At 67.2% G+C, this 26,478-nt stretch carries 27 protein-coding genes; 10 read left to right on the forward strand and 17 right to left on the reverse strand.

Annotation, left to right across the window (positions count from 1 at the left end; translation table 11 throughout):
• Positions 1-13: 13 nt before the first annotated feature.
• Entirely contained in the window at positions 14-1,240 is a 1,227-nt protein-coding gene (locus ABFT43_RS16420; protein ID WP_347961387.1) for an acetyl-CoA acetyltransferase, read from the reverse strand.
• Between the two features lie 209 nt (positions 1,241-1,449).
• On the opposite strand from ABFT43_RS16420, the gene ABFT43_RS16425 reads away from it, so the two are divergent.
• Both ABFT43_RS16425 and ABFT43_RS16430 read left to right on the forward strand, forming a co-directional pair.
• Entirely contained in the window at positions 1,450-2,964 is a 1,515-nt protein-coding gene (locus tag ABFT43_RS16425) for a carotenoid oxygenase family protein (protein ID WP_347961388.1), read from the forward strand.
• 16 nt (positions 2,965-2,980) lie between these two features.
• Positions 2,981-4,174, forward strand: a complete 1,194-nt coding sequence (locus ABFT43_RS16430) for a thiolase family protein (protein ID WP_347961389.1) — start codon at positions 2,981-2,983, stop codon at positions 4,172-4,174.
• Between the two features lie 13 nt (positions 4,175-4,187).
• Here the strand turns inward: ABFT43_RS16430 and ABFT43_RS16435 are convergent, their stop codons facing one another.
• From ABFT43_RS16435 to dnaB, 4 genes are all read right to left on the reverse strand, one after another.
• Positions 4,188-4,808 carry a trypsin-like serine protease gene (locus tag ABFT43_RS16435; protein ID WP_347961390.1) on the reverse strand — a complete coding sequence of 207 codons (621 nt, stop codon included), beginning with the start codon at positions 4,806-4,808 and terminating at the stop codon, positions 4,188-4,190.
• A 58-nt stretch (positions 4,809-4,866) separates the two neighbouring features.
• The gene (locus tag ABFT43_RS16440; RefSeq protein ID WP_347961391.1) at positions 4,867-5,142 is read right to left on the reverse strand and encodes a hypothetical protein; all 276 of its coding nucleotides are present in this window, start codon (positions 5,140-5,142) and stop codon (positions 4,867-4,869) included.
• A 47-nt stretch (positions 5,143-5,189) separates the two neighbouring features.
• Complete coding sequence (locus tag ABFT43_RS16445) at positions 5,190-5,444, reverse strand: hypothetical protein (RefSeq protein ID WP_347961392.1); 255 nt, start codon at positions 5,442-5,444, stop codon at positions 5,190-5,192.
• Between the two features lie 164 nt (positions 5,445-5,608).
• Positions 5,609-7,855 (reverse strand): replicative DNA helicase, encoded by a 2,247-nt coding sequence (dnaB, locus tag ABFT43_RS16450; RefSeq protein ID WP_347961393.1) that lies wholly within the window; start codon positions 7,853-7,855, stop codon positions 5,609-5,611.
• A gap of 574 nt (positions 7,856-8,429) precedes the next feature.
• On the opposite strand from dnaB, the gene ABFT43_RS16455 reads away from it, so the two are divergent.
• Entirely contained in the window at positions 8,430-9,098 is a 669-nt protein-coding gene (locus ABFT43_RS16455) for a hypothetical protein (protein ID WP_347961394.1), read from the forward strand.
• Between the two features lie 384 nt (positions 9,099-9,482).
• Here ABFT43_RS16455 and rplI read toward each other — a convergent pair whose 3' ends face one another.
• From rplI to ABFT43_RS16480, 5 genes are all read right to left on the reverse strand, one after another.
• Positions 9,483-9,938, reverse strand: coding sequence for a 50S ribosomal protein L9 (gene rplI, locus ABFT43_RS16460; protein ID WP_347961395.1), 456 nt, complete (start codon positions 9,936-9,938; stop codon positions 9,483-9,485).
• Between the two features lie 19 nt (positions 9,939-9,957).
• Positions 9,958-10,215, reverse strand: a complete 258-nt coding sequence (gene rpsR / locus ABFT43_RS16465) for a 30S ribosomal protein S18 (RefSeq protein ID WP_006901165.1) — start codon at positions 10,213-10,215, stop codon at positions 9,958-9,960.
• 62 nt (positions 10,216-10,277) lie between these two features.
• The gene (locus ABFT43_RS16470; RefSeq protein WP_347961396.1) at positions 10,278-10,787 is read right to left on the reverse strand and encodes a single-stranded DNA-binding protein; all 510 of its coding nucleotides are present in this window, start codon (positions 10,785-10,787) and stop codon (positions 10,278-10,280) included.
• 113 nt (positions 10,788-10,900) lie between these two features.
• A complete protein-coding gene (gene rpsF / locus ABFT43_RS16475) occupies positions 10,901-11,182 on the reverse strand; it encodes a 30S ribosomal protein S6 (protein WP_347961397.1) in 282 nt (93 codons plus the stop codon).
• Positions 11,183-11,314: 132 nt separating this feature from the next.
• Entirely contained in the window at positions 11,315-11,791 is a 477-nt protein-coding gene (locus ABFT43_RS16480) for a hypothetical protein (RefSeq protein WP_347961398.1), read from the reverse strand.
• 93 nt (positions 11,792-11,884) lie between these two features.
• Here ABFT43_RS16480 and ABFT43_RS16485 point away from each other — a divergent pair, with 93 nt between their 5' ends.
• Both ABFT43_RS16485 and ABFT43_RS16490 read left to right on the forward strand, forming a co-directional pair.
• The gene (locus tag ABFT43_RS16485) at positions 11,885-13,336 is read left to right on the forward strand and encodes a hypothetical protein (RefSeq protein ID WP_347961399.1); all 1,452 of its coding nucleotides are present in this window, start codon (positions 11,885-11,887) and stop codon (positions 13,334-13,336) included.
• A gap of 1 nt (position 13,337) precedes the next feature.
• A complete protein-coding gene (locus tag ABFT43_RS16490; RefSeq protein WP_347961400.1) occupies positions 13,338-13,919 on the forward strand; it encodes a GNAT family N-acetyltransferase in 582 nt (193 codons plus the stop codon).
• Here ABFT43_RS16490 and ABFT43_RS16495 read toward each other — a convergent pair.
• From ABFT43_RS16495 to ABFT43_RS16510, 4 genes are all read right to left on the reverse strand, one after another.
• The gene (locus ABFT43_RS16495; protein ID WP_347961401.1) at positions 13,899-14,342 is read right to left on the reverse strand and encodes a hypothetical protein; all 444 of its coding nucleotides are present in this window, start codon (positions 14,340-14,342) and stop codon (positions 13,899-13,901) included. The genes ABFT43_RS16490 and ABFT43_RS16495 overlap by 21 nt on opposite strands.
• Before the next feature lie 234 nt (positions 14,343-14,576).
• The gene (locus tag ABFT43_RS16500; RefSeq protein WP_457590167.1) at positions 14,577-16,247 is read right to left on the reverse strand and encodes a glycosyltransferase family 87 protein; all 1,671 of its coding nucleotides are present in this window, start codon (positions 16,245-16,247) and stop codon (positions 14,577-14,579) included.
• On the reverse strand, positions 16,195-18,609 hold the full coding sequence (locus tag ABFT43_RS16505; protein ID WP_347961402.1) for a transglycosylase domain-containing protein: 2,415 nt from the start codon (positions 18,607-18,609) through the stop codon (positions 16,195-16,197). The genes ABFT43_RS16500 and ABFT43_RS16505 overlap by 53 nt, the downstream gene beginning before the upstream one ends.
• Positions 18,610-18,740: 131 nt before the next feature.
• A complete protein-coding gene (locus ABFT43_RS16510) occupies positions 18,741-19,133 on the reverse strand; it encodes a DUF5318 family protein (RefSeq protein WP_347961403.1) in 393 nt (130 codons plus the stop codon).
• Positions 19,134-19,361: 228 nt separating this feature from the next.
• Here ABFT43_RS16510 and ABFT43_RS16515 point away from each other — a divergent pair, with 228 nt between their 5' ends.
• From ABFT43_RS16515 to ABFT43_RS16525, 3 genes are all read left to right on the forward strand, one after another.
• On the forward strand, positions 19,362-20,078 hold the full coding sequence (locus ABFT43_RS16515; RefSeq protein ID WP_347961404.1) for a PadR family transcriptional regulator: 717 nt from the start codon (positions 19,362-19,364) through the stop codon (positions 20,076-20,078).
• Positions 20,079-20,135: 57 nt separating this feature from the next.
• On the forward strand, positions 20,136-21,227 hold the full coding sequence (locus ABFT43_RS16520) for an inositol-3-phosphate synthase (protein WP_347961405.1): 1,092 nt from the start codon (positions 20,136-20,138) through the stop codon (positions 21,225-21,227).
• Between the two features lie 186 nt (positions 21,228-21,413).
• Complete coding sequence (locus ABFT43_RS16525) at positions 21,414-21,839, forward strand: hypothetical protein (RefSeq protein WP_347961406.1); 426 nt, start codon at positions 21,414-21,416, stop codon at positions 21,837-21,839.
• Positions 21,840-21,851: 12 nt separating this feature from the next.
• Here the strand turns inward: ABFT43_RS16525 and ABFT43_RS16530 are convergent, their stop codons facing one another.
• Entirely contained in the window at positions 21,852-22,523 is a 672-nt protein-coding gene (locus ABFT43_RS16530; protein ID WP_347961407.1) for a hypothetical protein, read from the reverse strand.
• Between the two features lie 419 nt (positions 22,524-22,942).
• Between ABFT43_RS16530 and ABFT43_RS16535 the strand changes: the two genes are divergently transcribed.
• Positions 22,943-23,518 (forward strand): TerD family protein, encoded by a 576-nt coding sequence (locus ABFT43_RS16535; protein ID WP_347961408.1) that lies wholly within the window; start codon positions 22,943-22,945, stop codon positions 23,516-23,518.
• Between the two features lie 143 nt (positions 23,519-23,661).
• Positions 23,662-24,801 (forward strand): DUF475 domain-containing protein, encoded by a 1,140-nt coding sequence (locus ABFT43_RS16540; RefSeq protein WP_347961409.1) that lies wholly within the window; start codon positions 23,662-23,664, stop codon positions 24,799-24,801.
• A 183-nt stretch (positions 24,802-24,984) separates the two neighbouring features.
• Here the strand turns inward: ABFT43_RS16540 and ABFT43_RS16545 are convergent, their stop codons facing one another.
• Both ABFT43_RS16545 and ABFT43_RS16550 read right to left on the reverse strand, forming a co-directional pair.
• Entirely contained in the window at positions 24,985-25,755 is a 771-nt protein-coding gene (locus ABFT43_RS16545; RefSeq protein ID WP_109237977.1) for an AIM24 family protein, read from the reverse strand.
• Positions 25,752-26,468 (reverse strand): AIM24 family protein, encoded by a 717-nt coding sequence (locus ABFT43_RS16550; protein ID WP_347961410.1) that lies wholly within the window; start codon positions 26,466-26,468, stop codon positions 25,752-25,754. The genes ABFT43_RS16545 and ABFT43_RS16550 overlap by 4 nt, the downstream gene beginning before the upstream one ends.
• Positions 26,469-26,478 lie beyond the last annotated feature (10 nt).

Consider the following 26,478-nt stretch of genomic DNA (forward strand, 5'->3'; position numbering starts at 1 on the left):
CGGCGTCAACGCGTCACGCGGCTCCGACGACAAGACTCACGGTCGTGGTGGTGCTGCCGCCGATGTTCAGTGTCGCGGCACGGCGTGCGCCCTCGACCTGATATCCGCCCGCGGTCCCGGTGACCTGTTTGTGGCAGTCGAGCAGCATCCGGATTCCGGTGGCCCCCACCGGATGTCCGCCACCGAGGAGGCCGCCGCTGGGATTGACCGGGATGCGCCCGCCGATCTCCAGTTCTCCCGACTCGATCGCGCGCCAGCTCTCGCCGGGCGGGGTGATCCCGAAGTGGTCGATCGCCATGTACTCGCTCGCCGTGAAACAGTCGTGCGTCTCGATCAGGTCGAGATCGTCGACGTCGCCGACGCCGGCCCGGGCGAACGCGTCCTGAATCGCCCTGGTGACGTGGGGAAACATCAGGGCTTCGCCGGTGCTGCGCTCCAGCTTCTCCTCCAGGAGGAGCCCCGCCGTGCGATGGCCCCACCCCTCGATGCGTGAGATCGGCCGCTGTCGCAGCTCCGGATGCTCGGACAGGAACCGATCCGACACCAGCACCACGCCGGCACCGCCGTCGGTGAGGAGCCCGCAGTCGGCCTTGTGCAGACGACCCTCGACGATCGGGTTCGCCACCGGGTCGTCGGTGAACGACTCCGGACCGAAGTCCCACATGCGCGTCTGGGCGTTCGGATTGTTGCGTGCGTTCCGGATGTTCAGCTCGGCGATGCTCCAGAGATGGCGCGGATCGACGCCGTAGCGCTTGTCGTACTCCTCCGCGATCCGGCTGAACATGTAGGGCCAGATGTACTTCGCGTCCTGCCCTTCACGGCCGATCCAGGCCGCGCCCAACATGTTCTGGGTGCCGACGTCGCCGGGGACGTTCTTCTCCAGCTCGACGCCGAGGACGAGTGCGCAGCCGTATCGGCCCGACTCGAGGTCGGCCATGGCGGCGAGGACTGCCAGCGATCCCGACGCGCAGGCGCCTTCGTGGCGACCGGCCGGGACGCCCCACAGCTCGGGGACGGTCGACGCGGGCATCGCGCCGAGATGGCCCTGGCCGGTGTACACCTGCCCGAACGCATTGGCGACGTGGACGACACCGACCTCATCCGCCGAGACGCCGGCGGCCGCGAGTGTCGACGACGTGACCTCGGCGGTCAGGGTGCTCAGATCCCCGCCCTCCTTGGTGAGGTTTCGCGCGAAATCCGACTGATATCCGCCGATGATCCACACGGGTCCGGAATCCATGAGGCACCACTTTCCACAGCATCGTGACCGTTCTGGGTCCAACTACAGTTAACGGAGCATAGACGTCACGAGGGGTCGAATCCAGATCCCGCGATCCCTTGACAGGACGCGACCGAGGTAGTCACTCTGTTAATTGTAGATTCACGCAGTCGCGGCCGGACCCTGTTCGGGCGTGATCGCGGAAACCCGAGGAGAGGTGCACGAAGATCATGGATGTCGAGATCGTTGGCCGACTTCTGTCGACGCTGCCCGCCGACGACGACCATCCCTACCGCACCGGGCCGTGGCGTCCGCAGACCACCGAGTGGAAGGCCGACGACCTGACCGTCGTCGCGGGGGAGATACCCACCGACCTCGACGGTGTCTACCTGCGCAACACCGAGAACCCGCTGCATCCGGCGATCAAGAACTACCACCCGTTCGACGGCGACAGCATGATCCACGTCGTCGGCTTCCGCGACGGAAAAGCGTTCTACCGCAACCGGTTCGTGCGCACCGACGGCCTCCTCGCCGAGAACGAGGCCGGCCACGCCCTGTGGGCCGGGATGATGGAGATGCCCGACTGGGCGATCCGCGAGGACGGATGGGGCTCCCGGCGCCGGATGAAGGACGCATCGAGCACCGATGTCATCGTGCACCGCGGCACCGCCCTCACCAGTTTCTGGCAGTGCGGCGACCTCTACCGCCTCAACCCCTACACGGCCGAGACGCTGGGCAAGGAAGACTGGAACGGCAGGTTTCCGTATCACTGGGGCGTATCGGCGCACACCAAGGTCGACGAGGCGACCGGGGAGCTGCTGTTCTTCAACTACAGCAAGGAGGCGCCGTACATGAAGTACGGCGTCGTGGACGAGAACAACGACCTCGCCCACTACGTCGACATCCCGTTGCCCGGTCCGCGTCTTCCGCACGACATGGCGTTCACCGAGAACTACGCCATCCTCAACGACCTGCCGATGTTCTGGGATCCGACCGGCCTCGAGCACGGCATCCACGCACCTCGCTTCTTCCGCGACATCCCCTCGCGATTCGCGGTGATCCCCCGGCGCGGGCAGACGTCAGAGATCAAGTGGTTCGAGGCCGACCCGACCTACGTCCTGCACTTCGTCAACGCCTACGAGGACGGCGAAGAGATCGTCATGGACGGCTTCTATCAGGGCGAACCCGAACCGCAGCGCAAGGCGAAGACGTTCGAGGAGAAGGTGTTCTCCTACCTCGCGCTCGACAACCTGCAGACCCGGCTGCACCGTTGGCGCTTCAACCTGAGCACCGGTGTAGTGAAGGAAGAGCCGCTGAGCGAGCAGATCACCGAGTTCGGCATGATCAACGGCTCGCTGGGCGGCCGCCGCCACCGCTACGTCTACGCCGCGACGGGCAAGCCGGGCTGGTTCCTGTTCGACGGCCTGGTCAAGCACGATCTCGAGACCGGGCGTGAAGAGCAGGTCTCCTTCGGCGAGGGCGTGTACGGCAGCGAGACCTCGATGGCACCTCGCGTCGGCAGCACCTCGGAGGACGACGGATACCTGGTCACCCTGACCACGGACATGAACGAGGACGCGTCGTACTGCCTCGTCTTCGACGCCGCTCGCGTGTCCGACGGCCCGGTGTGCAAACTGCAGCTGCCGGAACGCATCTCGAGCGGCACCCACTCGACGTGGGCATCGGGTGAGGAGTTGCGCCGCTGGCGCGACGCCGAGGACCCGGCCGCCGCGGTCGGCCTCTGACCCGAGGCGTATCCCCTTGTCTCAGTTCACCTCAGACGTTCTGATCTACGACGCCGTACGCACACCCAAGGGCCGAGTACGACGCACCGGCGGCACCCTCGCCGACGTCCCCGCGTACGAGTTGTTGGCCACCCTCCTGCGTGCCCTCCGGGACCGCGGGATCGATCCCCGCCGTGTCGAGGACATGATCATCGGCACGAGCACGGCGGCCGGCGAACAGGGCGGTGACGTCGCGCGTGCGGCCGCGCTGTGGGCCGGGTGGCCGGACACCGTACCCGGCGGGGTGGTCTCCCGGTTGTGCTGCTCGGGTCTCGATGCGATCGGCACTGCCGCGGCGAAGATCGCGTCGGGGATGCACGACCTGGTCATCGCCGGTGGCGTCGAGTCGATGTCGCGGGTGCCGATGCTGTTCGACAAACCCGCCTTCGCGTTCGAAGGCGAACTGCAGAGGGCGACCGGGTACGTGACGATCGGCGTCGCAGCCGATCTCACCGCGGCGGATGCCGGTTTGACACGCACCGATCTCGACGCCTACGCGGTCCGCTCGCACCAGCGTTCTGCCGCCACACCGGCATCGTCATCGATCATCCCGATCACCTCCGGCGACGAGGTGTTGCTCCACCGCGACGAAGGTGCTCGCCCCACTGCCACGATGGATGACTTCGCCGGGCTGACAACGCTGTTCGCCGACGACCCGTCGTGGGAGCTGGTCGCCCGCCAGATCCCGGACTCGCGACGCCCCGAGGGCGGTCTCCACACGATCGGCACCGCACCCCAGATCGCCGACGGCGCATCGGCCGCCGTCCTCGGATCGGCGGCCGTGGCGGCGACCGTCGGGAAACGCCCGATCGGCCGCATTCTCTCCGCCACCCAGGCAGCCGTCCGTTCACCCCGACTGACGGCAGGCGTGGATGCCGCCCGGGATGCGCTCGAGCGAGCCGGCATCACCTCCGCCGAACTCGACGTCGTCGAGGCCAACGAATCGTTCGCGGTGTCACCGCTGCTGGTGGAACGAGAACTCGGGCTCGACCCCGAGCGCGTCAACCCGTGTGGCGGATCGGTGGCCACCGGACACCCGTTGGGTGCCGCCGGCGGCACGATCCTGGTGAATGCGCTCGACCACCTCGCGAGGATCGACGGAGAATTCGCACTGCTTGTCATCCCCGGCGGGTTGGGGTTGGGCGCTGCGGTTGTCGTGCAACGGGTCTGAGGGACCTACTCGTCTAGCGCAGTCGTTGCGGCAGCCGGGAGACCGGCGCGAAGAAGGTGTACTTGTCGTCGCCCGACGACAGGATCCCGACCACTCGGCCGTCGGCGTCGCGGACACCTGCACCACTGTCACCGCCCTGGGATCGCAGCGTGGTCTTCACCGAGTGGGTGGCCTGTTCCAGGAAGAAGTGCGGCGCGAGGGAGAAGCCGTGCGAGGTGATCAGCTCGGGCCGGGGATCGACGATCTGCCCGGTGCCGCGACCGGTCGTGATCCCGTACTTCGAGATCGGTTGTCCGGCTTGGAGAACAGCGTCGAAGTCCACCACATCCGGCTTCGTCGAGACACGCGGTGCGAGGGTGATGACGGCGATGTCGAGCTTGCGGGCGCTCTCGTTGGCGGTGATCTTTCCGATCGGAACCCCGGCCCGGTCGTACACCACCTGTCCGACCTTGCCGCAGTGGCCTGCGGTGAGCGCCTTCCTCTGGGAGACAACGGCTCCCAATGTGCAACTCGACGCGGTGATCAGCGTCTCCTCGACATTGATCTCCATGCCGGCCCGTACCTTCGGCACGGCGGCATCAGCGGTCACGGCAGGCGACGCGACCAGACCGGCGGTCGCAGTCAGGACTGCCAAGAGTCTCCAGCGCTTCATCGTGTATTCCCCCCGACAGATGAATGGTGAGTCGAACCGGTCAGTACTGCGGGCTCACCGGACCGCAGTTGGCCGGGAGCACAGCTGCCGTCCCGTGCGGCGGGACGACGGCGATCGACGGATAGGTCAAGCCGTTGGGGCACCGATGATTCCCGTACCCGATGCCCCAGGTGTCTCCGTGGTTGGTGCAGATCGCGCCCGCACAGGTGATCAACGGCGTGGCGGACGCGGTTCCGGCCCCGGCCACCGATGCGCCCGTCCCGATGGCGGCGGCGACCCCGACAGCGGCCAGGACGTGGATTGCCTTCTTGTGCATGTGTTCACCCGTTGAACGTGCAACCGACCCGGAATCACGGATTCGGATCAGTCGAGAGCCGCAGGATCGACCGTGACCGTCGGCGGAGTCATGGTGGGTCGCTTGCCACAGGTCGGCACGGATGGCTCCGAGGAACCGTTGCCCGCGGCGGCGAGGTCCGTGGCGCTCCATGCGTCGGCCCACGCCTTTCCGGCCGCGATCGCCGGTGGCGAGCACAACAGAGATCCCTCGGTGCCCGCACCGGCGGACGGTGCCGCCGCTGCCATCACGACCGCGACCCCGGCAGTGATCACACCGCTCACCGCGGCACTTCCACACAGAGCGCGCCTCGACACGATTCATCCCCCCGAACGATCAGCGCCGACGCCTCGCGTCGACGGTGATCACTTCAGCACAGGGTGAAGAATATTTGCAATCTTAAACCATCGATCTGTGACCGGAGACACAGATCGTTCGTCCGAACGGATCAACCCCGCGCCATGTCCACGAACCGGCTGAGATGCAGCTGGTGCGCGACGGTGATCGTCGCCGTGGGGCCGTTACGGTGCTTACCGACGATGATGTCGGCCTCGCCGGCACGTGGGTCGTCGCGCTCGATGGAGTCGGGACGGTGCAGCAGGATGACCATGTCGGCGTCTTGCTCCAGCGAACCCGACTCACGGAGATCCGACACCTGCGGCTTCTTGTCGGTGCGCTGCTCGGGCCCACGGTTCAGCTGGCTGATCGCGATCACCGGGATCTCGAGCTCCTTGGCCAGCAGCTTGAGCTGACGCGAGAACTCCGAGACCTCTTGCTGACGGGACTCGACCTTCTTGCCCGACGTCATCAGCTGCATGTAGTCCACCGCAAGGACTCTCAGGTCGTGCTTCTGCTTGAGGCGACGCGCCTTGGCGCGGATCTCCATCATCGTCAGGTTCGGCGAGTCGTCGATGAAGAACGGCGCGTCGGAGATCTCGCCCATGCGTCGGGCGAGTCGAGTCCAGTCGTCGTCGCTCATGGTGCCGGCACGCATGTCGGCGAGCTTGACCTTCGCCTCCGCCGACAGCAGGCGCATGACGATCTCGGTCTTGCTCATCTCGAGCGAGAACATGGCGGCGGTGAGGCCGTGGTGGATGGCCGCCGACCGCAGGAAGTCCATGGCCAGCGTCGAGTTGTGGGTGGGGACCATGGCCTCGCCGGCGAGGTACATGTGCTCGGGGTTGTCGACCTGCACGCACCGCACCGGCACCGAGTCGACCGGCCGCACCGCGACCACTCGGCGGACCCCGGCCTTGCGGCGGAGTTCCTTGTGCCGCACCGCTTTGTGATGGACGGTGAAGACGTCTTCGTCGGCGTCGACGCGCAGCCAGCCGGTCGCGGACCGCTTGTAGTTGAACCCGAGACCGGCGACCAGATCGGCGATCACGGCCGTCATGTGGCGGGTCGCGGCGGGAACGGTGATCCAACCGTCGTCGTCGACGGTGGCGCGGGCGTCGAGGATGCCGGCGAGCAGCGCGCGCCGCTGCGCGACCGAACCGCGCAGGTACTCGTACGGGATGCGGCCGCCGAGGTCGGCCATCAGCGTCATGACGTCGACAGGCCCTTCGGCGTCGATGCGCATCCCGATCTCGGGATCGTCGAATGCCATCCCGGCGAGTGCCGCCACGGTGTACGGGCCGTAGGCGAATCGCTTTCGGGGCAGGTCGAGTGGCTTGGTGTTGCGGATGACCGCGCAGCCCACGTGGGCGCGCAGGCCCCCGGTGGTGACGAGCTGACGCTCACCGTCGATCTCGGCGACCCACTGGTGCTCCTCGTCGGCGACGAGGACCGCGCCGTCGTTGAACTCGACCTCGTAGCACGGCCGGTCGGTCATCACCTCGGTGGCGGCGACCACCTTGGTGGGCCGGCCGTGCGCGTCGAGCAGTTCGTCTCCGACGGCGACCTTGCCCATGGTGGTCCAGCCGGTCGGAGTGGGCAGCGGTGTGTCGAGTGCGAGCGCCTTGCCGACGCCGGGTCGCGCGGCCACGATGATCATCTGGCCGGGATGCAGGCCGTTGGTCAGCTTGTCGAAGTCGGCGAAGCCGGTGGGCACACCGAGCGAGATGCCGCCGCGCGAGGCGATGGAGTCGATCTCGTCCATCGTCGGCTGCAGGAGTTCCTCGAGGGGCACGTAGTCCTCTGCCTGCCGGCGTTCGGTCACCTCGTAGACCTCGGCCTGGGCACGGTCGACGACCTCGGCGACGTCCTGACCGTCGCTGCCGGCGTAACCGTACTGGACGATGCGGGTGCCGGCCTCCACGAGGCGGCGCAGGATCGCCTTCTCGGCGACGATCTCGGCGTAGAAGCCGGCGTTGGCGGCGGTCGGCACCGTCGAGATGAGGGTGTGCAGGTACGGCGCGCCACCGACGCGCTTGAGCTCCCCGGCGCGTTCGAGTTCGGCGGCGACGGTCACCGCGTCGGCGGGTTCGCCCTTGCTGTACAGGTTGAGGATCGCCTCGAAGATGGCCTGGTGCGCAGGACGGTAGAAGTCCTGCGTGCGGATCTTCTCCACCACGTCGGCGATGGCGTCCTTGGACAGGAGCATGCCGCCGAGCACGGACTGTTCGGCGGCGAGATCCTGTGGGGGCTGGCGCCCGAAGTCCTCGGTGGGGAGGGCCTCGTCGCCTCGTCCTCGGCCCCTCTTGTCCCGGTCTCCGGCGGCGGGGCCGCGCCCGCGGTCATCCACAACAGCCACGCGTGTCTAACCTCTCGCAACGCTCGATCCATCCCCGGCCAAGGGATGGAGACGACCTCTGTGGTGTCGGCCCCGGCTGGCCGCCTCGCGAGTCCCCGGTGTCGACGTCATGCATGTCTGTCTCTTTCCTATCGGGGCGCACCGACAATCCCTGGGGAGTCGCGTGCGCCGAGACGGACGGAGACGCTGAGCCGTGACACTAGGGCGTCGGCCCCGACGACTCAAACCAACCTGTTGATGAATCTGGGGAAGACTTGTGGACGGGGTGTGAGTGAGCGGGGGAACGTTTGTGCAGCCCTTGTGGAAAACCTTGGGAATTCGGGTGTGACATGACCCGTTTTCCCAGTTCAGAAGCCTGAGGGATTTCCACAATCGACAAACTGAAAAGTCTTTGATGCGCATCGGCGCGTCGCGCCATCGGCGTGTTGCACCCTCCTGCGCAACCAGCTGTGGTGGATCATTGGGTGAACTCTTTGAGTGATTCGCATTACGGCTGGTCGAGGCGGCGCGACGCACTCTCGGGTCGCCCGACTTGTCGCCGGATCGCCGACGGGCGCCGCATCGGTGTGGTGCAATGTCGAACGTGTCGAGGTTGGGGTTGCAAAGCAGGGTCATCCGTCGGGCCGTCGGCGTGTTCGCCGCACTCGTGACGGCGGGAGGCATCGCCGTGGCAGCACCTGCCGCCGAGGCCACCCCGCCCGGACCGACGCTGCCCGTCGAGTTCGACCTGTCGCGGTATCAGCCGGTCGAGCCCACGATCTTCCGTTCACTGGCCTACGGCGACAACGGCCGGTCGTTCTTCACCACCGGCCGGTGGATGTGCCAGATCGGCCAGGCCTACCGTTACGTCGGCTGTAAGGGCCATCCCGCGACCGCTCCGCGCGGGGCGTCGGGCGCGGCCATCGCGGGCGACCAGCAGGGCCCGTGGTGGGTGATGCCGGACCAGACATACCACTGGGGATCCCGGACGGGTTTCCGGCCGCCGGTGCTCGGCGTCGGCAAGCGCGTCACGATCGCCGGGGTCACCTGTACCGTCCCGCGCCGCGACACGGTGGCCTGCCGCACCGGCGAACGGGCGCTGATCTTCACACCGGCGTGGCACAAGTTCTTCTTCCCGTCGTGGGACACGCTCGGCCCGGGCAACAACGCCGTCGCACACAGCCCGAACCCGGCGCCGCGATATCTTCCGCCGCGGTTGCAGTACTGGAACCAGCTCCCCGCCAATCCACCGGCGCCGAAGTAGGTGTGGGCTCTCAGAAGCCCGGGGTCGTAGGCGCAGCGGCCGGATGGCGCCGAACTGCGCGAGGCGCCGAGCGCGTACGCGGCCACACGAGTCGCATCCCCGTGTCGGACGACGGAAGATGCACTGCTGCAACGGGAGAAGAGTGCACGTCACCCCGACGGGATGGTTCCGAGGCCGTACCGGGCCGTGGCGAGCGGGAACATCTCACGACCCGACCAGACCCACCGGGCCGGCCGAACATAGTCGTCCGTCACCGTATCTCGCGGTGATGGACCGGACCGGGAATCCGCGCTTCGGATACAGCGTCTCGGATACGACGCTTCGGATACGACAGGGCCGGGTGGAATCTCTTCCACCCGGCCCTGATTCGTCTGATGCGGTGCGTCAGCTCGCGGCGACGACGTCCAGCTGCACGGTCGCGGAGACCTGCGGGTGCAGGTTCACGACAACCGGGTAGCTGCCGGTGGACTTGATGTGTCCCTTCGGCAGAACGACGTTGCGCTTGTCGACGACCGGGCCACCGGCCGACTTGATGGCACCGGCGACGTCCGCCGCGGTCACCGAGCCGAACAGCTTGCCCGAGTCGTGGGTCTTGACGTCCAGCGAGACCTTCTCCAGGCCCTCGATGGCCTGCTTGAGCTCGTTGGCGTGCTCGAGACCGCGGACCTCGCGGGCCTCCTGCGCACGGCGGATGCCCTCGACCTGCTTCTCGGCGCCGCGGGTGGCCTTGATGGCCAGGCCGCGGGGCAGCAGGTAGTTGCGGCCGTAGCCGTCCTTGACCACGACGATGTCGCCGGCCTCGCCGAGGTTCTCCACGGCGGCGGTGAGGATGAGCTTCATGTCAACTGATCCTTTCCGCTTATCGGCTGGTCGAGGTGAAGGGCAGCAGGGCCACCTCACGCGAGTTCTTCACGGCCACCGCGATGTCACGCTGGTGCTGCACGCAGTTGCCGGTGACGCGGCGCGAACGGATCTTGCCGCGGTCGGACAGGAAGCGACGCAGAAGCGCGGTGTCCTTGTAGTCGATGACGGCCTTCTTGTCCTTGCAGAAGCTGCACGCCTTGGTCTTGGTGACCTTCTCGACGCGAGGCTTCCGGCTGGCCTTTGCCTTTGCCATGTGTGTATTGCTCCAGTCTTGCTTTCGGGGTCAGCCACGTCCGTGCCCGAGCCCGGGAGTTTTCAGAATGGTGGTTCGTCGTCCCCGCCACCGAACGATCCGCCGGTGCTGGCAGGTGCGCTGCCCCACGGATCGTCGGCCACCGGCTGGCCGGAACCGGCACGGCCACCGCCGCCGCCCGCTCCGAATCCGCCGCCGCCACCGCCGCGCGAGGCCCGATTGACCTTGGCGGTGGCATAACGCAACGAGGGACCGATCTCGTCGACCTCGAGTTCCACGACCGTGCGACGTTCGCCTTCTTTGGTCTCGTAGGACCGCTGCTTGAGCCGTCCCTGCACGATGACCCGGGTTCCCTTGGTCAGGCTCTCGGTCACGTTCTCCGCGGCGTCGCGCCAGATGTTGCAGCGGAGGAACAGCGCTTCGCCGTCCTTCCACTCATTGGTCTGACGATCGAACGTACGCGGAGTGGAAGCCACCGTGAAGTTGGCAACCGCAGCTCCGGACGGCGTGAACCGGAGTTCCGGATCGGCGGTCAGATTGCCGATGACGGTGATGACCGTGTCGCCTGCCATGTGTGTTTCCCCTCGGGTCGTTGGTGGGCACTCGCTGATCGACATGCACCGGATTCGAGGTCAACCCTAGAACCCGGCACCGACGTCTTCAGACGTTCAAGAATCCCTGTGGACTACTTCCGCAGGACCTTGGTGCGCAGCACCGACTCGTTCAGCTTCAGCTGACGGTCGAGCTCGGTGACCGTGGCGGGCTCGGCGCTGATGTCGATGACCGCGTAGATGCCCTCGCTGTGCTTGGCGATCTCGTAAGCAAGGCGGCGCTTGCCCCAGATGTCGACGCCATCCACCTTGCCGCCATCCTGGCGAACAACGTTGAGGAAGGTATCGAGAGAGGGTGCGACGGTGCGCTCGTCCAGATTCGGATCGAGAATGACCATCAGTTCGTAGTGACGCATAAGACCACATCACCTCCTATGGGCTAGGTCGGCCACGGACTGTCCGTGGCAGGAGGGTCGCCTGCGTCGGCAACCTGTCAAAGATACATGACCAGGGCGTTTTCTCCGAAACGCCAGGTCACCGGCCCACACTCAGCGGTTGGTCACGACCTCGATCCGATAGTTGAGCTCCAGGGTCTCCACCCCGTGGCCGTGGAGGTGCATCTGCGTCTGCAGCCATCGGCCGTCCCCGCCGCGCGGATCCGGTACGACGGCGGTGGTCGCCCAGGTCGGTCCGATGCCGACCGCACCGACGTTCGCGCTGCTCACGTAGTGCCGGATGCCGACCTCCGTGTGCACCGACCGCGGCTCCTCGCGGTGGTCGAGGCTGTCGGGGACGAAGAAGGTCACCGGGGTGACGTCGGTGAGCCGGACCAGCCCGCGGAACGTCCGGTTGCGCTCGAGGGTGACGATCCCCTGGTAGTGGTGCACACGCACCGGCCGTTCGTGCCCGGCGACGGGCCCATGCGCGCCACCGGCGACGGGCCCATGCGCGCCACCGGCGACGACGGTCGCGTCGACGCTGTGCCGCGGCCCCGGCACGATGCCGGCCACGGTGAGCACGTTCATCGGCCCAGCGTAGTTCGGGGAACCGGAACCGACCACGGTTCTCGTGACGGGCACCGCTGCGACGACGCGCGGCGACGACCTACGCTGTTGGCCATGTCGGAGCCGCTGACCACCACGTCCCGGCGCATCAGTGTCCTGTCGGGCCGCGGCGAAACAGCGGTGATCGTGCTGGTGACGCTGCTGGCGACCGCCGTCACGATGTTCCTGGGCTATCAGGCGAAGGCGGCCTGTGGCGGCGCCCCGTTCGACGACCGGGGTCGCAGCGGCAACTGGCCGGCCGGTGACGGCGGCCTCATCCCCTGCTACTCGGACGTCATGTACCTGTGGCTGGGCCGCGACATCAACAACCACGTCTTCCCGTACATCCACGGCGGGATAGCCCCGGACGGCACGCTCTTCGGCGGTGTCGTCGAATACCCGGTGCTGTCCGGGCTGTTCATGTACCTCGGTGCGATCGGCGCGCACACCGACACCGAGTTCTTCACCCGGTCCGCACTGTTGCTGGCGCCGTTCGGATTCGCGATCACGGTCATGCTCGCGCTGCTGGTGCGATGGTGGGCGTTGCTGTGGGCGGCCACTCCCCCGCTGGTGCTGTACTCCTTCCACAACTGGGAGCTGCCGGTGGTCGCGACCGCGGTCGGCGCGATCGCGGTGATGGTGTGGGGAGGATCGGTGGATCCCGTCACCGGACGGCCACGACTCCCGCTGCGGAGCGCCGCGGTGATCGCCGCCGTCCTGCTCGCGATCGGGTTCTGTCTCAAGCTCTATCCGGGGATCTTCGTGCTGCCGTTGGCCGCCTACGTGCTGACCGGCGGCGTCGGAGGTGTTCGGAACGTCGCGCGACGCGGTCTGGACTGGGTCGGCGCGGCATGGGTGGCGGGCGCCGCCGTGGTCACCGTCGTCGCGATCCAGCTGCCGTTCATGGCGCTCGGCTTCGAGGGATGGAAAGCCGCGCTGTCGTTCCAGGGCCGCCGCAAGGCCGACGTCGACACCAACTCGATCTGGTACTGGGGGCTGCGGTATCTCACCGGGACCACCGACACCTACCACTCGGTGGTGGGGGTCCTCTCCCCGCTGCTGATCCTGGCGTCGTTCGCGGTCGCGATGTACCTCGGGTGGCGGCTGTATCAGCGCGACGGTGTCTTTCCCTGGATCGGTGTCAGCGGCGCGATGCTCGCGGGCTTCATGCTCTTCCACAAGGTGCACTCGCCGCAGTACACGTTGTGGCTGCTCCCCTTCTTCGTACTCATGCGGGTCCGCTGGCAGGTGATCGTGGCGTATCTGGTCACCGACGTCGCCCTGGACCTGACGATCTTCCGGCTCTTCCCGATCCGTGACGCCGGTGATCCGCTCCCCTGGTGGATTCTCACCGGTGTCGCGGGGTCGGTCTGGGTGCACGCCGCACTGCTGGCGTACCTGATCGCGACGTTCGCCAGTACCCCGCTGCGCGAACCGCCGGCATCGAGACCGCCGCGCGAGGACGGCACCCGTCCGGGTTCTGCGTCGCCCTCCGAACCGCACCTGTCGACCGCCGAGAGGGCCTGACATGAGCTCCTGGCTGGGCACCGGACCTCTGGTCGGGGAGCGGGTGACGTTGCGTCCCCTCGACCTCGACGACGCGCCGGCACTGGCCCGGGTGGTCGAGGACCCGGCGCGGTTCCGGTGGACGTCGGGCACACCCACCGACCTCGGGGCGGCCGAGCGCTTCATCACAACGGCCCTCGCCGACCCGGAGTCCCGGGTGGCGTTCGCGGTCGTCGACAACACCGACGGGCACCTCGTCGGGTCGACCAGTTTCTACGAGATCGACCGGGCCAACCTCAGCGCGTGCATCGGGTACACGTTCTACGCCGAACGCGTTCAGGGCACCACCGTCAATCCCACCGCCAAGTTCCTGCTCATGCGACACGCCTTCGAGGAGTGCGGGGCCGTCCGGCTGACCTGGCACACCCACGAACTCAACGCGCAGTCGCGGGCCGCGATCGAGAAGCTCGGCGCACGGTTCGAAGGGCTCCTGCGCAAGCACCGCCGCTTCGGCGACGGCTGGCGCACCACCGCCCTCTATGCCATGACCGATGACGAGTGGCCGGCCGCGAAAACAAAACTGCTACAGCGGATGTCCGCCTGATCCACCTTCTTTGCCCGGTGGTTCCGCAGTGTGATCCGGGTGGCCGTGGGTGCGTCGTTCCTCTTTCATCCGCGCCTCGTGCAGATGACGGATGCCCGCGGTGAGTTCATTGCGCACCCGGTCGGTGTGCACCCGGAACGGATGCCAATAGGTGTCGTCGAACTCCTCCATGACCTGGAAGGTCCACCGCCCGTCGAGCACGTTGCGCCCGACCATCTCGGTCTCGAGCGCGTCGGCGATCCCGGCGTGTCCGTCTTCACGCAGGGCGTCGACGGCCTCACCCAGCAGCAGGTCCGCGTGACCGATGAGCTGATGGAAGCTGTAGAGATGCCCGCGGGCACGTTCGACGTACTCGAGCGCCTCGCCCACCTTGCCGACCGCCTCGGCGGTGCTGTCCGGAATGTTCTCGCCAGGCTCACCCATGAACCGGCGATACCCACGGATGGGGTGGCCAAACCTCGATATGGCCGAGATCGCGCCGGCGGACCAGCACCTCGTCGGACCCGGGACCTATCCCGCCGGCCTCGCCCCTCGAGGGTCTGAGGTCTTCGGGAACGGGAAGGCGGATGGGGTTCATGGTCCTTTGGGCGCAGCAGGACACCGTCCGGTTCGGTCCGGTCCGCGACAGCACCGTGGGCTCGGGTTCGACGGTGCGGATCAGACCCCGAGGCCAGGTCCCGGACCGGCGGCCGGAACCGTCCCGGGGGCGTCGTGCGCCCGGTCGTCGAGCCTGCTGCGCCGCAACGAGATCCGGAGTCTGTCCGGGGCTCCGTCGAGCACACCGCCGGCGGGATCGTCGTACCGGCGGCCGTGATTGCCGCGCCGCACCGGATCGTCCTGCGGGTGCCAGACCTCCCAGATGATCACCGCGCAGAGCAGGATGACCAGGAGGCCACGGATCACCACCGCGGCGGTGAACCACTGCTCCGGAAGCCATCGACGATCCGCATCGAGGAACAGGCTCATGCGCGGGATCCAGATCAGGGCGTCGATCGTCATCCACGTCAGCAGCAGCCGGGTGTGCGGGACGGCGAGCACGGCCAGGGGAACCAGCCACAGCGAGTACTGCGGACTCCACACCTTGTTCACGAGGAGGAAGCCGGCCACTGCGAGGAACGCCAGCTGCGCCACCCGCGGCCGGTGCGGGGCACACACGCCGACGGCTGCGACACCCGCGAGGACCAGGACCGTCAGTCCCACCGACAGCGCGTTCAGGTGATTGATGTTCCATGTGAAACCGAGCGTGTCGGCGAGGATGCGATAGATCGTGTCGGCGTCGGCGGAGCGGTCGGCGTTGAAGCGGAAGAACTCCCACCAGCCGCTCGGGTACGGGATGAGGATCGGCAGGTTGACCAGCAGCCAGGCGATGACGGCCGCGGCGGCGGTCGCCCCGAACTCGCGGACCCGGCCGCTGCGCAGACACAGCGCACCGAGGACGATCAGCAGCAACGCCGGATACAGCTTGGCCGCTGCCCCGATGCCGATGCAGACCCCTGCGACCCAGGGACGCTGACGCGACCAGGCGAGCAATGCAACGGCCACCGCGGCGGTTGCGATGGCGTCGAAGTTGGTGAACGCGTGCACGAAGACCAACGGGGACAGCGCCGCAAGCCACACCGTCCAGATCCGGGTCCGCGCCGTCAGCGCCGTCGCCCAGATCGTGACGAGCCAGAACAACGTCAGGCCGAGCGCGACGACGGTGAAGAAGAGCACCACGTCGAGGGCGCCGGGCACGCCCCAGTTCTCGGTGGCCCACACCCACCCGCGGGTGATCTGTGCGGCGCCGTACATGAACATGCCGGTGAGCACCGGATACTCCATGTAACGCTTGATGGTCTCCCCGTTCGCATCCTCCTGGAACCAGAAGTCGCGGTACGGGAGGGCGCCGATGTTGAGCCGTTCGGCGCCGTACAGGCTGATGACGTCGCTGTAGCAGAGGTTGGTGAACTGCCGCTGGTCGTCCCAGTCGAGGCGTAGCGACGGCCCCGCGGGATCGGGGTTCGTGACCGGGGTCTGTTGCAGGCACCCCGCCTTGCCGAACCAGCCGAGCGCGAGCCCACACAGGGCGAGGGCGAACAGCACCCGCAGGGGTGTCAGGTGACGGCCACGACCGATGACGGCGTGCCGGCCGACGGGTCCACCCACGATCGAACTCGCCTCGCGCACGACGGGATCGGTACGCGTCGGCAGGACGCGTTCGACGTCGACGCGGTCGTCGGCCGCCGGCGAGGTGGGGCTGTCCCAGGCGGGATCGGCGTCGGCCGGAGTCGCGTGGTCAGCGGAACGGCGGTTCAGGGACGCCTCCGCCGCCGCCCTCGGCACCGGCACCGGTGCCTCCTGTGCCGCCACCGGCTCCACCGCCGGCGCCGCCGCCTGCACCACCGCCGCCGTTTCCGCCGCCACCGTTGTTTCCGGGGCCGTTTCCGCCGCCACCGTTTCCGCCGCCACCGTTGTTGCCGCCACCGTTGTTGCCGCCGCGCGGGGCACCCGGAATCGGGATGGTGACGCCCGGCGCGAGCGTCAGGTTGCCGTCGTTGCCCTGATCGGGGATGTCGAAGGTCGGCAACGACGGGGTCCGGTTCTGGGTCGACGGTGCATAGGTGGTCACCGGCGCCTCGTACGGGACACCGGCCTGGCCGCCGATCGCCTCGGGCTCGGGGAACTCTTTGATCTCCTTGCCCTCCAGGGCGGCGTCCATGGCCGCCTTCCAGATCGAAGCGGGCAGACCGGAGCCGTAGATCGAGGCTCCGTTGTAGTTCTTCAGCGCAGTGCCGTCATTGGTGCCGACCCAGACCGCGGTGGACAGCTGCGGCGTGTAACCGACCATCCAGGCGTCCTTGTTCTGGCCGGTGTCACCGAGCTGGACGGTGCCGGTCTTGGCGGCCGACGGCCGTGCCCCGAGATTCGGGTCGTACAGCGAATTGCCGTTGGAGTACGCCGCGATCGGCTCGAGCGCGGCGGTCACGTTGTCGGCGACCTTGGCCGGGAAGACCCGCTTGCCCTCGGGCTTGCGCTCGAAGAGCACCTGGCCCTCGGCGTCGACGACCTTCTGCACGAAGTAGGGCTCGTGGTAGACACCCGACGCGGCGAGCGTCGCGTAGGCCGAGGCCATGTCGATGACCCGGGACTGGTACTGGCCCAGGACGACACCGCCCTCGGGTTCGCCGTTCGGCTCCTGCAGGGTCTTCTCGATGTTGCCGAAGGACTCGGCCACACCCGCCCGGTGCGCCGCGTCGGCGACGTCGCGGGCGCCGTGCTCGAGATCCATCATCAGGCGGTAGTACACGGTGTTCAGCGACATCTTCATGGCCGTCGCGAGGTTGCACGACCCGCAGCTCTCGCCGTCGGAGTTCTCGACGGTGAGGCCGCCGGTCGCCTCGAACGGCGCCGAGCTGTACACCTTCGACAACGGGATGTCCTGCTCGAGGGCCGCGACGAGCGCGAACACCTTGAACGACGAACCGGTCTGCAGGCCGGCCTGCGCGAGATCCCAGCCCTCGGCGTCGTCTCCGCCGTAGTAGCCGCGCACCCCGCCGGTCTGCGGGTCGATGGACACCACCGACGCGATCAGGTCCTCCGGCTCGCCGTTGAGCTTGCCGTTGGGGCACTTGTAGATCTTGTTCTTCCGGCAGGCCGCCTGGACGACGGCGTTCTGCACCTGCGGATCGATCGTGGTGGTGATCTTGAGACCGCCGGTCTGGATCTGCCGCTCGGTGATGCCGATCGAGTTGAGCTCCTCGAGGACCCGGCGCTTGATCAGACCGTTGGGTCCGGGCGTGAAGCCGCTGTTCGACTCGCGCGGCTTGATGGTCTTGGGGAATGTCGCCTCGGCCGCCTGCTGCTTGGTGATGGCACCGGTCGCGACCATGCCGTCGAGCACGTACCGCCAGCGGGCCTCGGTGGCCTCGCGGTTGGTCTCGGGGTCGTAGTACGACGGCGCACGGATGACACCGGCGAGCAACGCGGCCTCTTCGAAGGTCAGCGGGTTCTTCTTGGCGCGCGCAGGATCGGTGATCGACTTGTTGAAGTACTTCTGCGTGGCCACCGCGATGCCGTAGGCGCCACGACCGAAGTAGATGGTGTTGAGATATGCCTCGAGGATCTTCTCCTTGGTCCAGCCGTGCCGCTCGTTCATCTTCGCGGCGATCGCGAGTTCCTTGAACTTGCGGGTGAAGCTGCGTTCGTCACCGACGATCGCGTTCTTCACGTACTGCTGGGTGATCGTCGAACCGCCGCCGGCGGAGGAGTTGCCGGTGATCTGGCCTATCACCGCGCGCGACAGGCCGCGCGGCGAGAAGCCGTTGTTGGTCCAGAACTCGCGGTCCTCGGCGGCGACGATCGCCTGGATCATCACCTCGGGGATCTCGTCGTAGGGCACCACCTGCCGGTTGCCATCGGGCTGCGCGACCTCGGCGATCGTCCGTCCCGAGGTGTCGACGATGGTCGCCTTTTGGGTGACCTCCGGTTCGGGGATGTCGGCGGTCATGTAGGTCCAGGCGAACGCGACGATCAGCACCAGCACGATCGCCGGCACGATGGCCCCGACAGCGCCCAGCGCCCAGGCGAACCGCTTCTGCCGCTGCGCCGACTCGGCGGCCGCCGAGTTCCGGCCGCGTCCGTTGCTTCTACCACCGCCGGGGCGTGCACCCGTCCCGCGCGGCGTGGGCGAAGAACCGCGTACCTCGCTCATCGTCCACCTTTCCTACCGCGCCCCCGATGCGTCGCACCGGGAGGCCGCGGCCACCTTCTCCAAAGCCTCTTGGCCGTTCCACTCTGACAGCACGCGCGGCACCGGCGGGAAAACCGCAGGTGGGCGCACTGCTACTTGGCCACTCGCCGCGAACGCCGAGTGGACCGCGGCGGCAGTCCGGCAACGTATGACTGCACCAGATGGTTCCAACTGCACGTACGGCACACCTCGACGACGTGCACCGAGAACTCCTCGGCAGTGGTCGCCAGCCGGGCGATCTCCTCGTTGGTGCGGGCCGAGCCGCTCACCTGGCCGAGACGTTCGCCGAACACCCAGGAGACGAGCGTGACCTGCTCCTTGCGGCAGATCGGGCACATCGTGTCGCTGGGCCGGCCATGGAATTTCGCCGCACGCAGAAGGTACGGACTCGCATCGCAGACGTCGGCGACGGCTGTCCGGCCGGAATGGACCGCGGACAACCGAGCACGCCGCTGGAGGGCGTAGTCGACGATCTGGCGTTGCACGGTTTCAAGCGTACGTGGTCACGGCTTTGTCGTCGGCGCGACGGGTCGGTCGGGCCGGGAGATCCGGGGTCGTGCCCGACCGCCGCATCGGGGCGGTACCTTCTCCGGCCGACCCTTCGTGGACACGGTTATATCGGTGCGATACATTGGCGAACACATCGGAGCGAGATGTCGAACCGTCAGAACGCCCCGAGACACCATCAGGACACGGACCGGAGGGGGTGACGCATGCTCGAGTTGGCGATTCTCGGCCTGCTCCTCGAATCCCCCATGCACGGATACGAGCTGCGCAAGCGGCTCACCGGTCTCCTCGGGGCCTTCCGTGCCTTCTCCTACGGTTCGCTGTATCCGACCCTGCGCCGGATGCAGGCCGACGGTCTGATCGTCGAAGCGGACGCCCCGTCGGGCGCCAAGGTTCGACGCGGTCGTCGCGTGTACCAACTCACCGATGCCGGTCGCGAGCGGTTCGCCGAACTCGTGGCCGACACCGGTCCGCAGAACTACACCGACGACGGATTCGGTGTTCATCTGGCGTTCTTCAGCCGAACCCCCGCGGTCGCGCGCATGCGCATCCTCGAGGGACGCCGTCGGCAGGTCGAGGAACGCCGAGAGGGGTTGCGGGAGATCCTGCGACGGTCCAACCGTTCGGTCGACCGCTACACCCGTCAGCTGCATCAGCTCAGCCTCGAGTCCAGTGAACGGGAGGTCCGCTGGCTCAACGAACTGATCGCAGCGGAGAGCTCCCGGCAGGAGAAGGGGACTTTCAGCCCGTTCGACTCCGACGACCTCACCCTTGACAGCACCGAGGGCGAGAACGTCGGAACCGAACTGTCACACGACGATCCGGCGTCGGACACCGACACCGGATCAGCCGATGACGATTTCGAAGAACCGAGCTCGACGCCGAGCCGGAATGGAAACGGCTCGGAACTGCCGAGCAAGTGAAAACACCGGTGGCGCAGCGAACGACTGCGATGCCGCGACAAGAAGGAGAGCCCGACCATGGGTGAGCCCAATAAGGTGCGCGTTGCCATTGTGGGCGTAGGAAACTGCGCTTCATCCTTGGTGCAAGGCGTGCAGTACTACAAGGACGCCGACGAGAACTCCACCGTGCCGGGTCTGATGCATGTGAAGTTCGGCCCGTACCACGTTCGCGACGTCGAGTTCGTCGCCGCGTTCGACGTCGACGCCAAGAAGGTCGGCTTCGATCTGTCCGACGCGATCTTCGCGAGCGAGAACAACACCATCAAGATCGCCGACGTGCCGCCGACCGGTGTCACCGTTCAGCGTGGCCACACCCTCGACGGTCTCGGCAAGTACTACCTCGAGACCATCACCGAGGCCGACGGCCAGGGTGTCGACGTCGTCCAGGCCCTGAAGGACGCCGAGGTCGACGTCCTCGTCAGCTACCTGCCGGTGGGCTCGGAGCAGGCCGACAAGTTCTACGCGCAGTGCGCGATCGACGCGGGCGTCGCCTTCGTCAACGCCCTGCCGGTCTTCATCGCCTCCGACCCCGAGTGGGCCCAGAAGTTCGTCGACGCCGGTGTCCCGATCGTCGGCGACGACATCAAGAGCCAGGTCGGCGCGACCATCACCCACCGCGTCATGGCCAAGCTGTTCGAGGATCGCGGTGTCACCCTGGACCGCACCTACCAGCTGAACGTCGGCGGCAACATGGACTTCAAGAACATGCTCGAGCGTGAGCGCCTGGAGTCCAAGAAGATCTCCAAGACCCAGGCCGTGACCTCGAACCTGACCGGCGCGCTCGCCGGCAAGGTCGAGGACAAGAACGTCCACATCGGCCCGTCGGACCACGTCGCGTGGCTCGACGACCGCAAGTGGGCCTACGTCCGCCTCGAGGGTCGCGCCTTCGGCGACGTGCCGCTGAACCTGGAGTACAAGCTCGAGGTCTGGGACTCCCCGAACTCGGCCGGCATCATCATCGACGCCATCCGCGCGGCGAAGATCGCCAAGGACCGCGGCATCGGCGGCCCGATCATCCCGGCGTCGGCCTACCTGATGAAGTCCCCGCCGAAGCAGCTCGCCGACGACGTCGCGCGCGCTCAGCTCGAGGAGTTCATCATCGGGGCCTGATCCTCGACATGACTGCCTGAACAGCATTCGAAACCCCGTCCGGTCGTACGACCGGGCGGGGTTTCGTCGTCTTCTCCCCCGTCATTTCCCGAATCCGCCGCCATCACCGGGATCTGTGGCCGAGAATGCTTGATCGACGAGGGTTTCTGCACGTCCGATCCCGTTCGAGAGCACATCGGAGGCGACATGCGCCGGAACAGCCACCGAATCCTCCTGTCCGCGGCGATCGCGGCCGTGCTGACCCTGCTGGGCACGAGCGGCGTCGGAACCGCCGCCGCCGCTCCGGAACCGACCCCGGCGGTGACCTTCGTCGCCGGGTGCGACGGCTCGAAGCACGTCCAACCACGGACACTCTCCTCGATCTTCTGCGCCGACGCCGGCGTCATCGTGAAGGACATCCGGTGGGTCGCCTGGACCGACGCCTTCGCCGCGGGCTACGGCACCGAGCACCGCAACCTCTGCATCCCGGACTGCGCCGCGGGCAGATACGCCGTCTATCCGGTGGCAATCTGGCTGTTCGCGCCGAAGAAGGGGGCGTTCACGCGGGTGTCGTTGTACTCGTCGGTGGTCAAGCCGCCGGAGACGTATCAGCTCACCGGGATGGTGCGCTGAGGACCGCCGGCGTCATCGAGAACCCGTGCGCCGCACCCGAGGTGTCCAGATGCCCGAGGTGTTCAGATGAAGGCCCTCGTAGCTGTTGAAGTGCGCATCGACCAGAGCCCTGAACCGAGTGAGGACCCGGGCGCCGTAGGCGATGTAGGCCTCGGTCCGCGCGATGGCCGCCGGGTCGTCGGACGGCATGGACACCGAGGTCAGGTAAAGGCCCACCCGATGATCGTCGGCGCCGCCCCAGCTGTGCGACCAGAGGACGAAACGGTTGTCGGGGTCGATCCGCGGCCGTAGGGCGCACCGCGGAGCCCTGGGATCGGGCTGGATTGCGTGGAGGTGGCCGGTGACGGTGTTGTCGTACTCGACCACGCGCACCACTCGGCGCAGCAGGTCGAAGTAGAACAGCGCCCGGTACTCATCCTCGGAGAGCAGGTGCACCGCCGCCTGCGGGTCGTAGCGGTTCTCCAGCCAGATGCCGAAGACCGCGTCGAGCGGGATCAGGTCGCCGAGCGGGTGAGCGGGGCAGGTGTGCAGGAGTTCCGTCAGATGCGTCCAGACGGCGACCTGCCATGGTGGCGGACATGATCGACGAGTGCGCTTTCTGTTGCCGGCTGTGATGCCGGATCCCGGCAGCGATCGGGGCGTTCGGTCTCCGAGGTGACACCCGGTCAGCTCACAGGCTTGCACACTCGCGGCGGATTCGGATCCGCCGACCGACCGACGAACCACGGACGCCCACACCGGCCCCCTCGACGCCCGCAGCCCGATGCCCACGGCCCATGCCCACAGACCGATGCCCACAGACCGGTGCCCACAGCCGGATCCACCTCGGCCGGATCCACCTCGGCCGGATCCACCTCGGCCGGATCCACCTCGGCCGGCCGGGACCCGACAGCGGGGTCTGCAGCGCGCTCCGCGCGGTTCCGGCGCGCAGAAATGTCGCCGCCGATCGCAGCCCCCGAACCCGAACCCGCAGGTCATCCGTCTGAAGCAGTGACCGTGACACCCCCGTCACATAGAGTGTTGTCGATCGCTGTCGAACGCGCGGTAATCCCGGCGAATCGGACGGCATCGCAGACCACGTACCAACAGAAAGGCGCAAAACCATGGGCGTGAGCCTGAGCAAGGGCGGAAATGTCTCGCTGACCAAGGAGGCACCGGGACTCACCGCCATCGCGGTCGGCCTCGGCTGGGACGTTCGCACGACCACCGGCGCGGACTTCGACCTCGATGCCAGCGCCATCGCGCTCGGGGCCAACAAGAAGGTCCTGTCCGACCAGCATTTCGTCTTCTTCAACAACCTGCGTTCGCCGGACGGCTCGATCGAGCACACCGGCGACAACCTGACCGGCGAGGGCGAGGGCGACGACGAGGTCATCAACGTCGACCTGGCGTCGGTTCCGCCGGAGATCGACACCATCGTCTTCCCGGTCTCGATCTACGACGCCGACGCCCGTGGCCAGTCGTTCGGCCAGGTGCGCAACGCGTTCATCCGCGTCGTGAACCGCGCCAACGGCTCGGAGATCGCACGCTACGACTTGTCCGAGGACGCCTCCACCGAGACCGCGATGGTCTTCGGAGAGGTCTACCGCCATGGCGCCGAGTGGAAGTTCCGCGCCGTCGGCCAGGGATATGCCTCCGGGCTCGCGGGTATCGCCCGTGACTTCGGCGTGAACGTCTGACACTCGCCGACACTGACTGAACGACAGCACGCTGCACGGATGCCGCACCCGTCGTCACGACGGGTGCGGCATCCGCGTGTCATCGATCTTCCCGACGACGCTGTCGGCCGGTCCATCTGCTCCTCCAGAAAGGCCACAATCACGTGGTAGCAAGAATTTTCGGCCTCTCGTTCGTCGTGACGATCGCGGCGCTCGTCGTCGCCTTCCTCTATGGCGGCGTCGAGGCGCTGATCCTCACCGCCATCCTCGGCGTCTTCGAGGTCACCCTGTCCTTCGACAACGCGGTCATCAACGCCACGGTCCTCCGCCGGATGAGTGACTTCTGGCAGAAGATCTTCCTGACGGTCGGCATCGTGATCGCCGTCTTCGGCATGCGCCTGGTCTTCCCCCTCGTCATCGTTTGGCTCGCATCGGGTCTCAACCCGGTGGAGGCGCTCGACCTCGCACTCAACCCGCCTCCGGGCGATGCCGCGTACTTCGCCGACGGCTCGCCGAGCTACGAGACGATCATCACCGACGCGCATCCGCAGATCGCGGCATTCGGCGGCATGTTCCTGCTGATGCTGTTCCTCGGCTTCCTCTTCGAGGAGAAGGAACTCACCTGGCTGACGTGGATCGAGCGGCCGCTCGAGCGCATCGGCAAGGTCGAGATGCTCGAGGTCGTCATCGCCATCGGTCTGCTGGTGCTCACCGCGACGTTCATCGCTCCGGACCACGAGCGGTCCACCGTGATGATCGCCGGTTCGCTCGGCATGATCACCTACATTCTGGTCAACGGCCTCGGCGAGTTCTTCAACGTCGAGATCGAAGACGAGGTCGAGGAACTCGAACACGCCTCCGAGAGCGAGCAGGCGGTCGAGAAGTCCAATGGTCGTTCCGGTCCGAGCGACCTGGTGAAGGCCACCGGCAAGGCGGGCTTCTTCCTGTTCCTCTACCTCGAGGTCCTCGACGCGTCGTTCTCCTTCGACGGCGTCATCGGCGCGTTCGCCATCACCGCGGACCCGATCCTCATCGCGCTGGGCCTCGGCCTGATCGGCGCGATGTTCGTCCGCTCGCTCACCGTGTACCTGGTACGCAAGGGCACGCTGTCGGAGTACGAATACCTCGAGCACGGCGCCCACTGGGCCATCGGCGCTCTCGCGCTGATCCTGCTGTACTCGATCGGCACCCACGTCCCCGAGATCATCACCGGCCTCATCGGCCTGGTGCTCATCGTCGCGGCGTTGCTGTCGAGCATCGTGCGGCGCAAGCGCCAAGCGGCGGCCGAGACCGCGAAGGTCTGACGGTTCGCGAGGTCTCGAAGGGCCGGCGGGTTTCCACCCGCCGGCCCTTTCTCGTGTGGTGCGAGCGAAGCGAGCCCTCCCGAAGCAGATGCTCCCGCAGGAGTGTTTCCCTCCCGCTTGTCTGCCGGCGCACACGGAAAGGAAACAGCCCCGCGGGAACGCACGACAGCTGCACCTGTGGCCCTAGCCCTGATGCTGCGTCAGTTGCTGGGTGATCTGCTGGTTGATCTGCTGCAGACCCGACGTCGACAGACCGGGCAGCTGCCCCTGGATGGTGCGAACCACCGTCGAGTCGTCGCGGACCTTCTCGCTCGACTGGACGAGAACGGTTCCGGAGCCGGTGAAGTCGAACTGGCGTTCCTCACCGGAGTTGATGCCCAGCCGCATCCCGGCCGCGGCGATGAAACTGTTCACCCATGCCTGGTCGTAGTGGTGGCTCGGCGACGGGCAGTCGGCCCACCCGACGAGGGCTTCGGGGTCCACCCGCACCGGCGGTTCGACGAACATCACGGGCCCGTTCGACGACGCCAGGAACTTGCCGGTTCCGATGATGGTGAGGAAGCCCGGCACGATGGACTGGTTGAGCGACAACTGCGGCTGGAACGCAAGGAGGTTCGCGGCCCGAATGGTGAGGTTGCCGTCCTCGAGGTCGTAGGCGTTGATGTCGTAGCCGCGGTCGCCGATGATCAGCTTTCCCTGGCCTTCGGCGACGACGTAGTCCCCGAGGTACAGCGGCGCCGAGAACTGCTGGGCCACCATCTGCAGCAGCTGTCCTTGCAGACCGTGCGTCAGCGCGGTGAACTGCATCTGCCCGTAGTAGGCGATCATCGCGCCCTTGGACATGAACCACGGCTGCGCGGGATTCAGGTCGATGCAGAACGAGTAGTTGTTGTCGGGAACGTTGTCGTCCGACGGCAGATTCATCGGACTCCACACGGTGTTGAGTTGGCTCACAGCTTCTCCTCCGATGCCTGCACGTACACGACTCCCAGGCCGGCGCATTCCAATTGCATTGCCTCGCCGCCGGTTCGGCCGACGTTGCGCCAGCTGACGGTCGATCTCAGAGTGGTGGTGACCTGGCCGGACGCGCCGACGAAGGCCTGCGGATCGACGGTCACCGGCGGCTTCTGCGGCGACACCTCGAGCTCGAAGACCCCACCGTGTCCGAGGATCACGACCTGTCCGGGACCGGAGAGTTGGGTGGTGAACATGCCCTGTCCGGTGACGACGCCCGCCGCCGCGGAACGCAGCGCGCCGAACAGGCCACCGCCGCCTCCGCCTCCGCCGCCTCCCTGCGAGGCCACCGAGACCACCGATGCCTGCAGGTTCGCGCCGTAGGCGAGGAGCCGCGAGGCCTCCACGCGGATGGTGCCGCCGACCTGGCCGAGATCGACGATGTGGACCTCGATACCGCGGTAGCCGTAGTGCACCTCGCCGTTGCCTTGCGCGATCATCGTCGACTCGTGTTCGCCGGCGAGCATGCGGCCGGCCATGCCTCCGATCGCCCCCATGCCCGGCATTCCGCCGCCCATCCCGCCGCCGGCGATCTGATGCGGCTGGAAGAGGACCTCGCCCTTGTAGAAGAGCATCGCGCCCTTGCGGGCGACCACGGGGCCGGTGCGGCCGATGTCGACGGAGACGACCTTGCTGTTGACCTTGGTGAACATCGATCTACCT

Origin of the sequence: Gordonia aurantiaca (assembly GCF_039939235.1) — a bacterium.
Lineage (GTDB): Bacteria > Actinomycetota > Actinomycetes > Mycobacteriales > Mycobacteriaceae > Gordonia.

Excerpts from the sequence above, each read along its gene's own strand:
- ABFT43_RS16420 (WP_347961387.1), bottom strand. The coding sequence starts at position 1,240 with ATGGATTCCGGACCCGTGTGGATCATCGGCGGATATCAGTCGGATTTC.
- ABFT43_RS16425 (WP_347961388.1), top strand. The coding sequence starts at position 1,450 with ATGGATGTCGAGATCGTTGGCCGACTTCTGTCGACGCTGCCCGCCGAC.
- ABFT43_RS16440 (WP_347961391.1), bottom strand. The coding sequence starts at position 5,142 with ATGCACAAGAAGGCAATCCACGTCCTGGCCGCTGTCGGGGTCGCCGCC.
- ABFT43_RS16455 (WP_347961394.1), top strand. The coding sequence starts at position 8,430 with ATGTCGAACGTGTCGAGGTTGGGGTTGCAAAGCAGGGTCATCCGTCGG.
- rplI (WP_347961395.1), bottom strand. The coding sequence starts at position 9,938 with ATGAAGCTCATCCTCACCGCCGCCGTGGAGAACCTCGGCGAGGCCGGC.
- rpsR (WP_006901165.1), bottom strand. The coding sequence starts at position 10,215 with ATGGCAAAGGCAAAGGCCAGCCGGAAGCCTCGCGTCGAGAAGGTCACC.
- ABFT43_RS16470 (WP_347961396.1), bottom strand. The coding sequence starts at position 10,787 with ATGGCAGGCGACACGGTCATCACCGTCATCGGCAATCTGACCGCCGAT.
- rpsF (WP_347961397.1), bottom strand. The coding sequence starts at position 11,182 with ATGCGTCACTACGAACTGATGGTCATTCTCGATCCGAATCTGGACGAG.
- ABFT43_RS16480 (WP_347961398.1), bottom strand. The coding sequence starts at position 11,791 with ATGAACGTGCTCACCGTGGCCGGCATCGTGCCGGGGCCGCGGCACAGC.
- ABFT43_RS16485 (WP_347961399.1), top strand. The coding sequence starts at position 11,885 with ATGTCGGAGCCGCTGACCACCACGTCCCGGCGCATCAGTGTCCTGTCG.
- ABFT43_RS16490 (WP_347961400.1), top strand. The coding sequence starts at position 13,338 with ATGAGCTCCTGGCTGGGCACCGGACCTCTGGTCGGGGAGCGGGTGACG.
- ABFT43_RS16495 (WP_347961401.1), bottom strand. The coding sequence starts at position 14,342 with ATGGGTGAGCCTGGCGAGAACATTCCGGACAGCACCGCCGAGGCGGTC.
- ABFT43_RS16505 (WP_347961402.1), bottom strand. The coding sequence starts at position 18,609 with ATGAGCGAGGTACGCGGTTCTTCGCCCACGCCGCGCGGGACGGGTGCA.
- ABFT43_RS16515 (WP_347961404.1), top strand. The coding sequence starts at position 19,362 with ATGCTCGAGTTGGCGATTCTCGGCCTGCTCCTCGAATCCCCCATGCAC.
- ABFT43_RS16520 (WP_347961405.1), top strand. The coding sequence starts at position 20,136 with ATGGGTGAGCCCAATAAGGTGCGCGTTGCCATTGTGGGCGTAGGAAAC.
- ABFT43_RS16525 (WP_347961406.1), top strand. The coding sequence starts at position 21,414 with ATGCGCCGGAACAGCCACCGAATCCTCCTGTCCGCGGCGATCGCGGCC.
- ABFT43_RS16535 (WP_347961408.1), top strand. The coding sequence starts at position 22,943 with ATGGGCGTGAGCCTGAGCAAGGGCGGAAATGTCTCGCTGACCAAGGAG.
- ABFT43_RS16550 (WP_347961410.1), bottom strand. The coding sequence starts at position 26,468 with ATGTTCACCAAGGTCAACAGCAAGGTCGTCTCCGTCGACATCGGCCGC.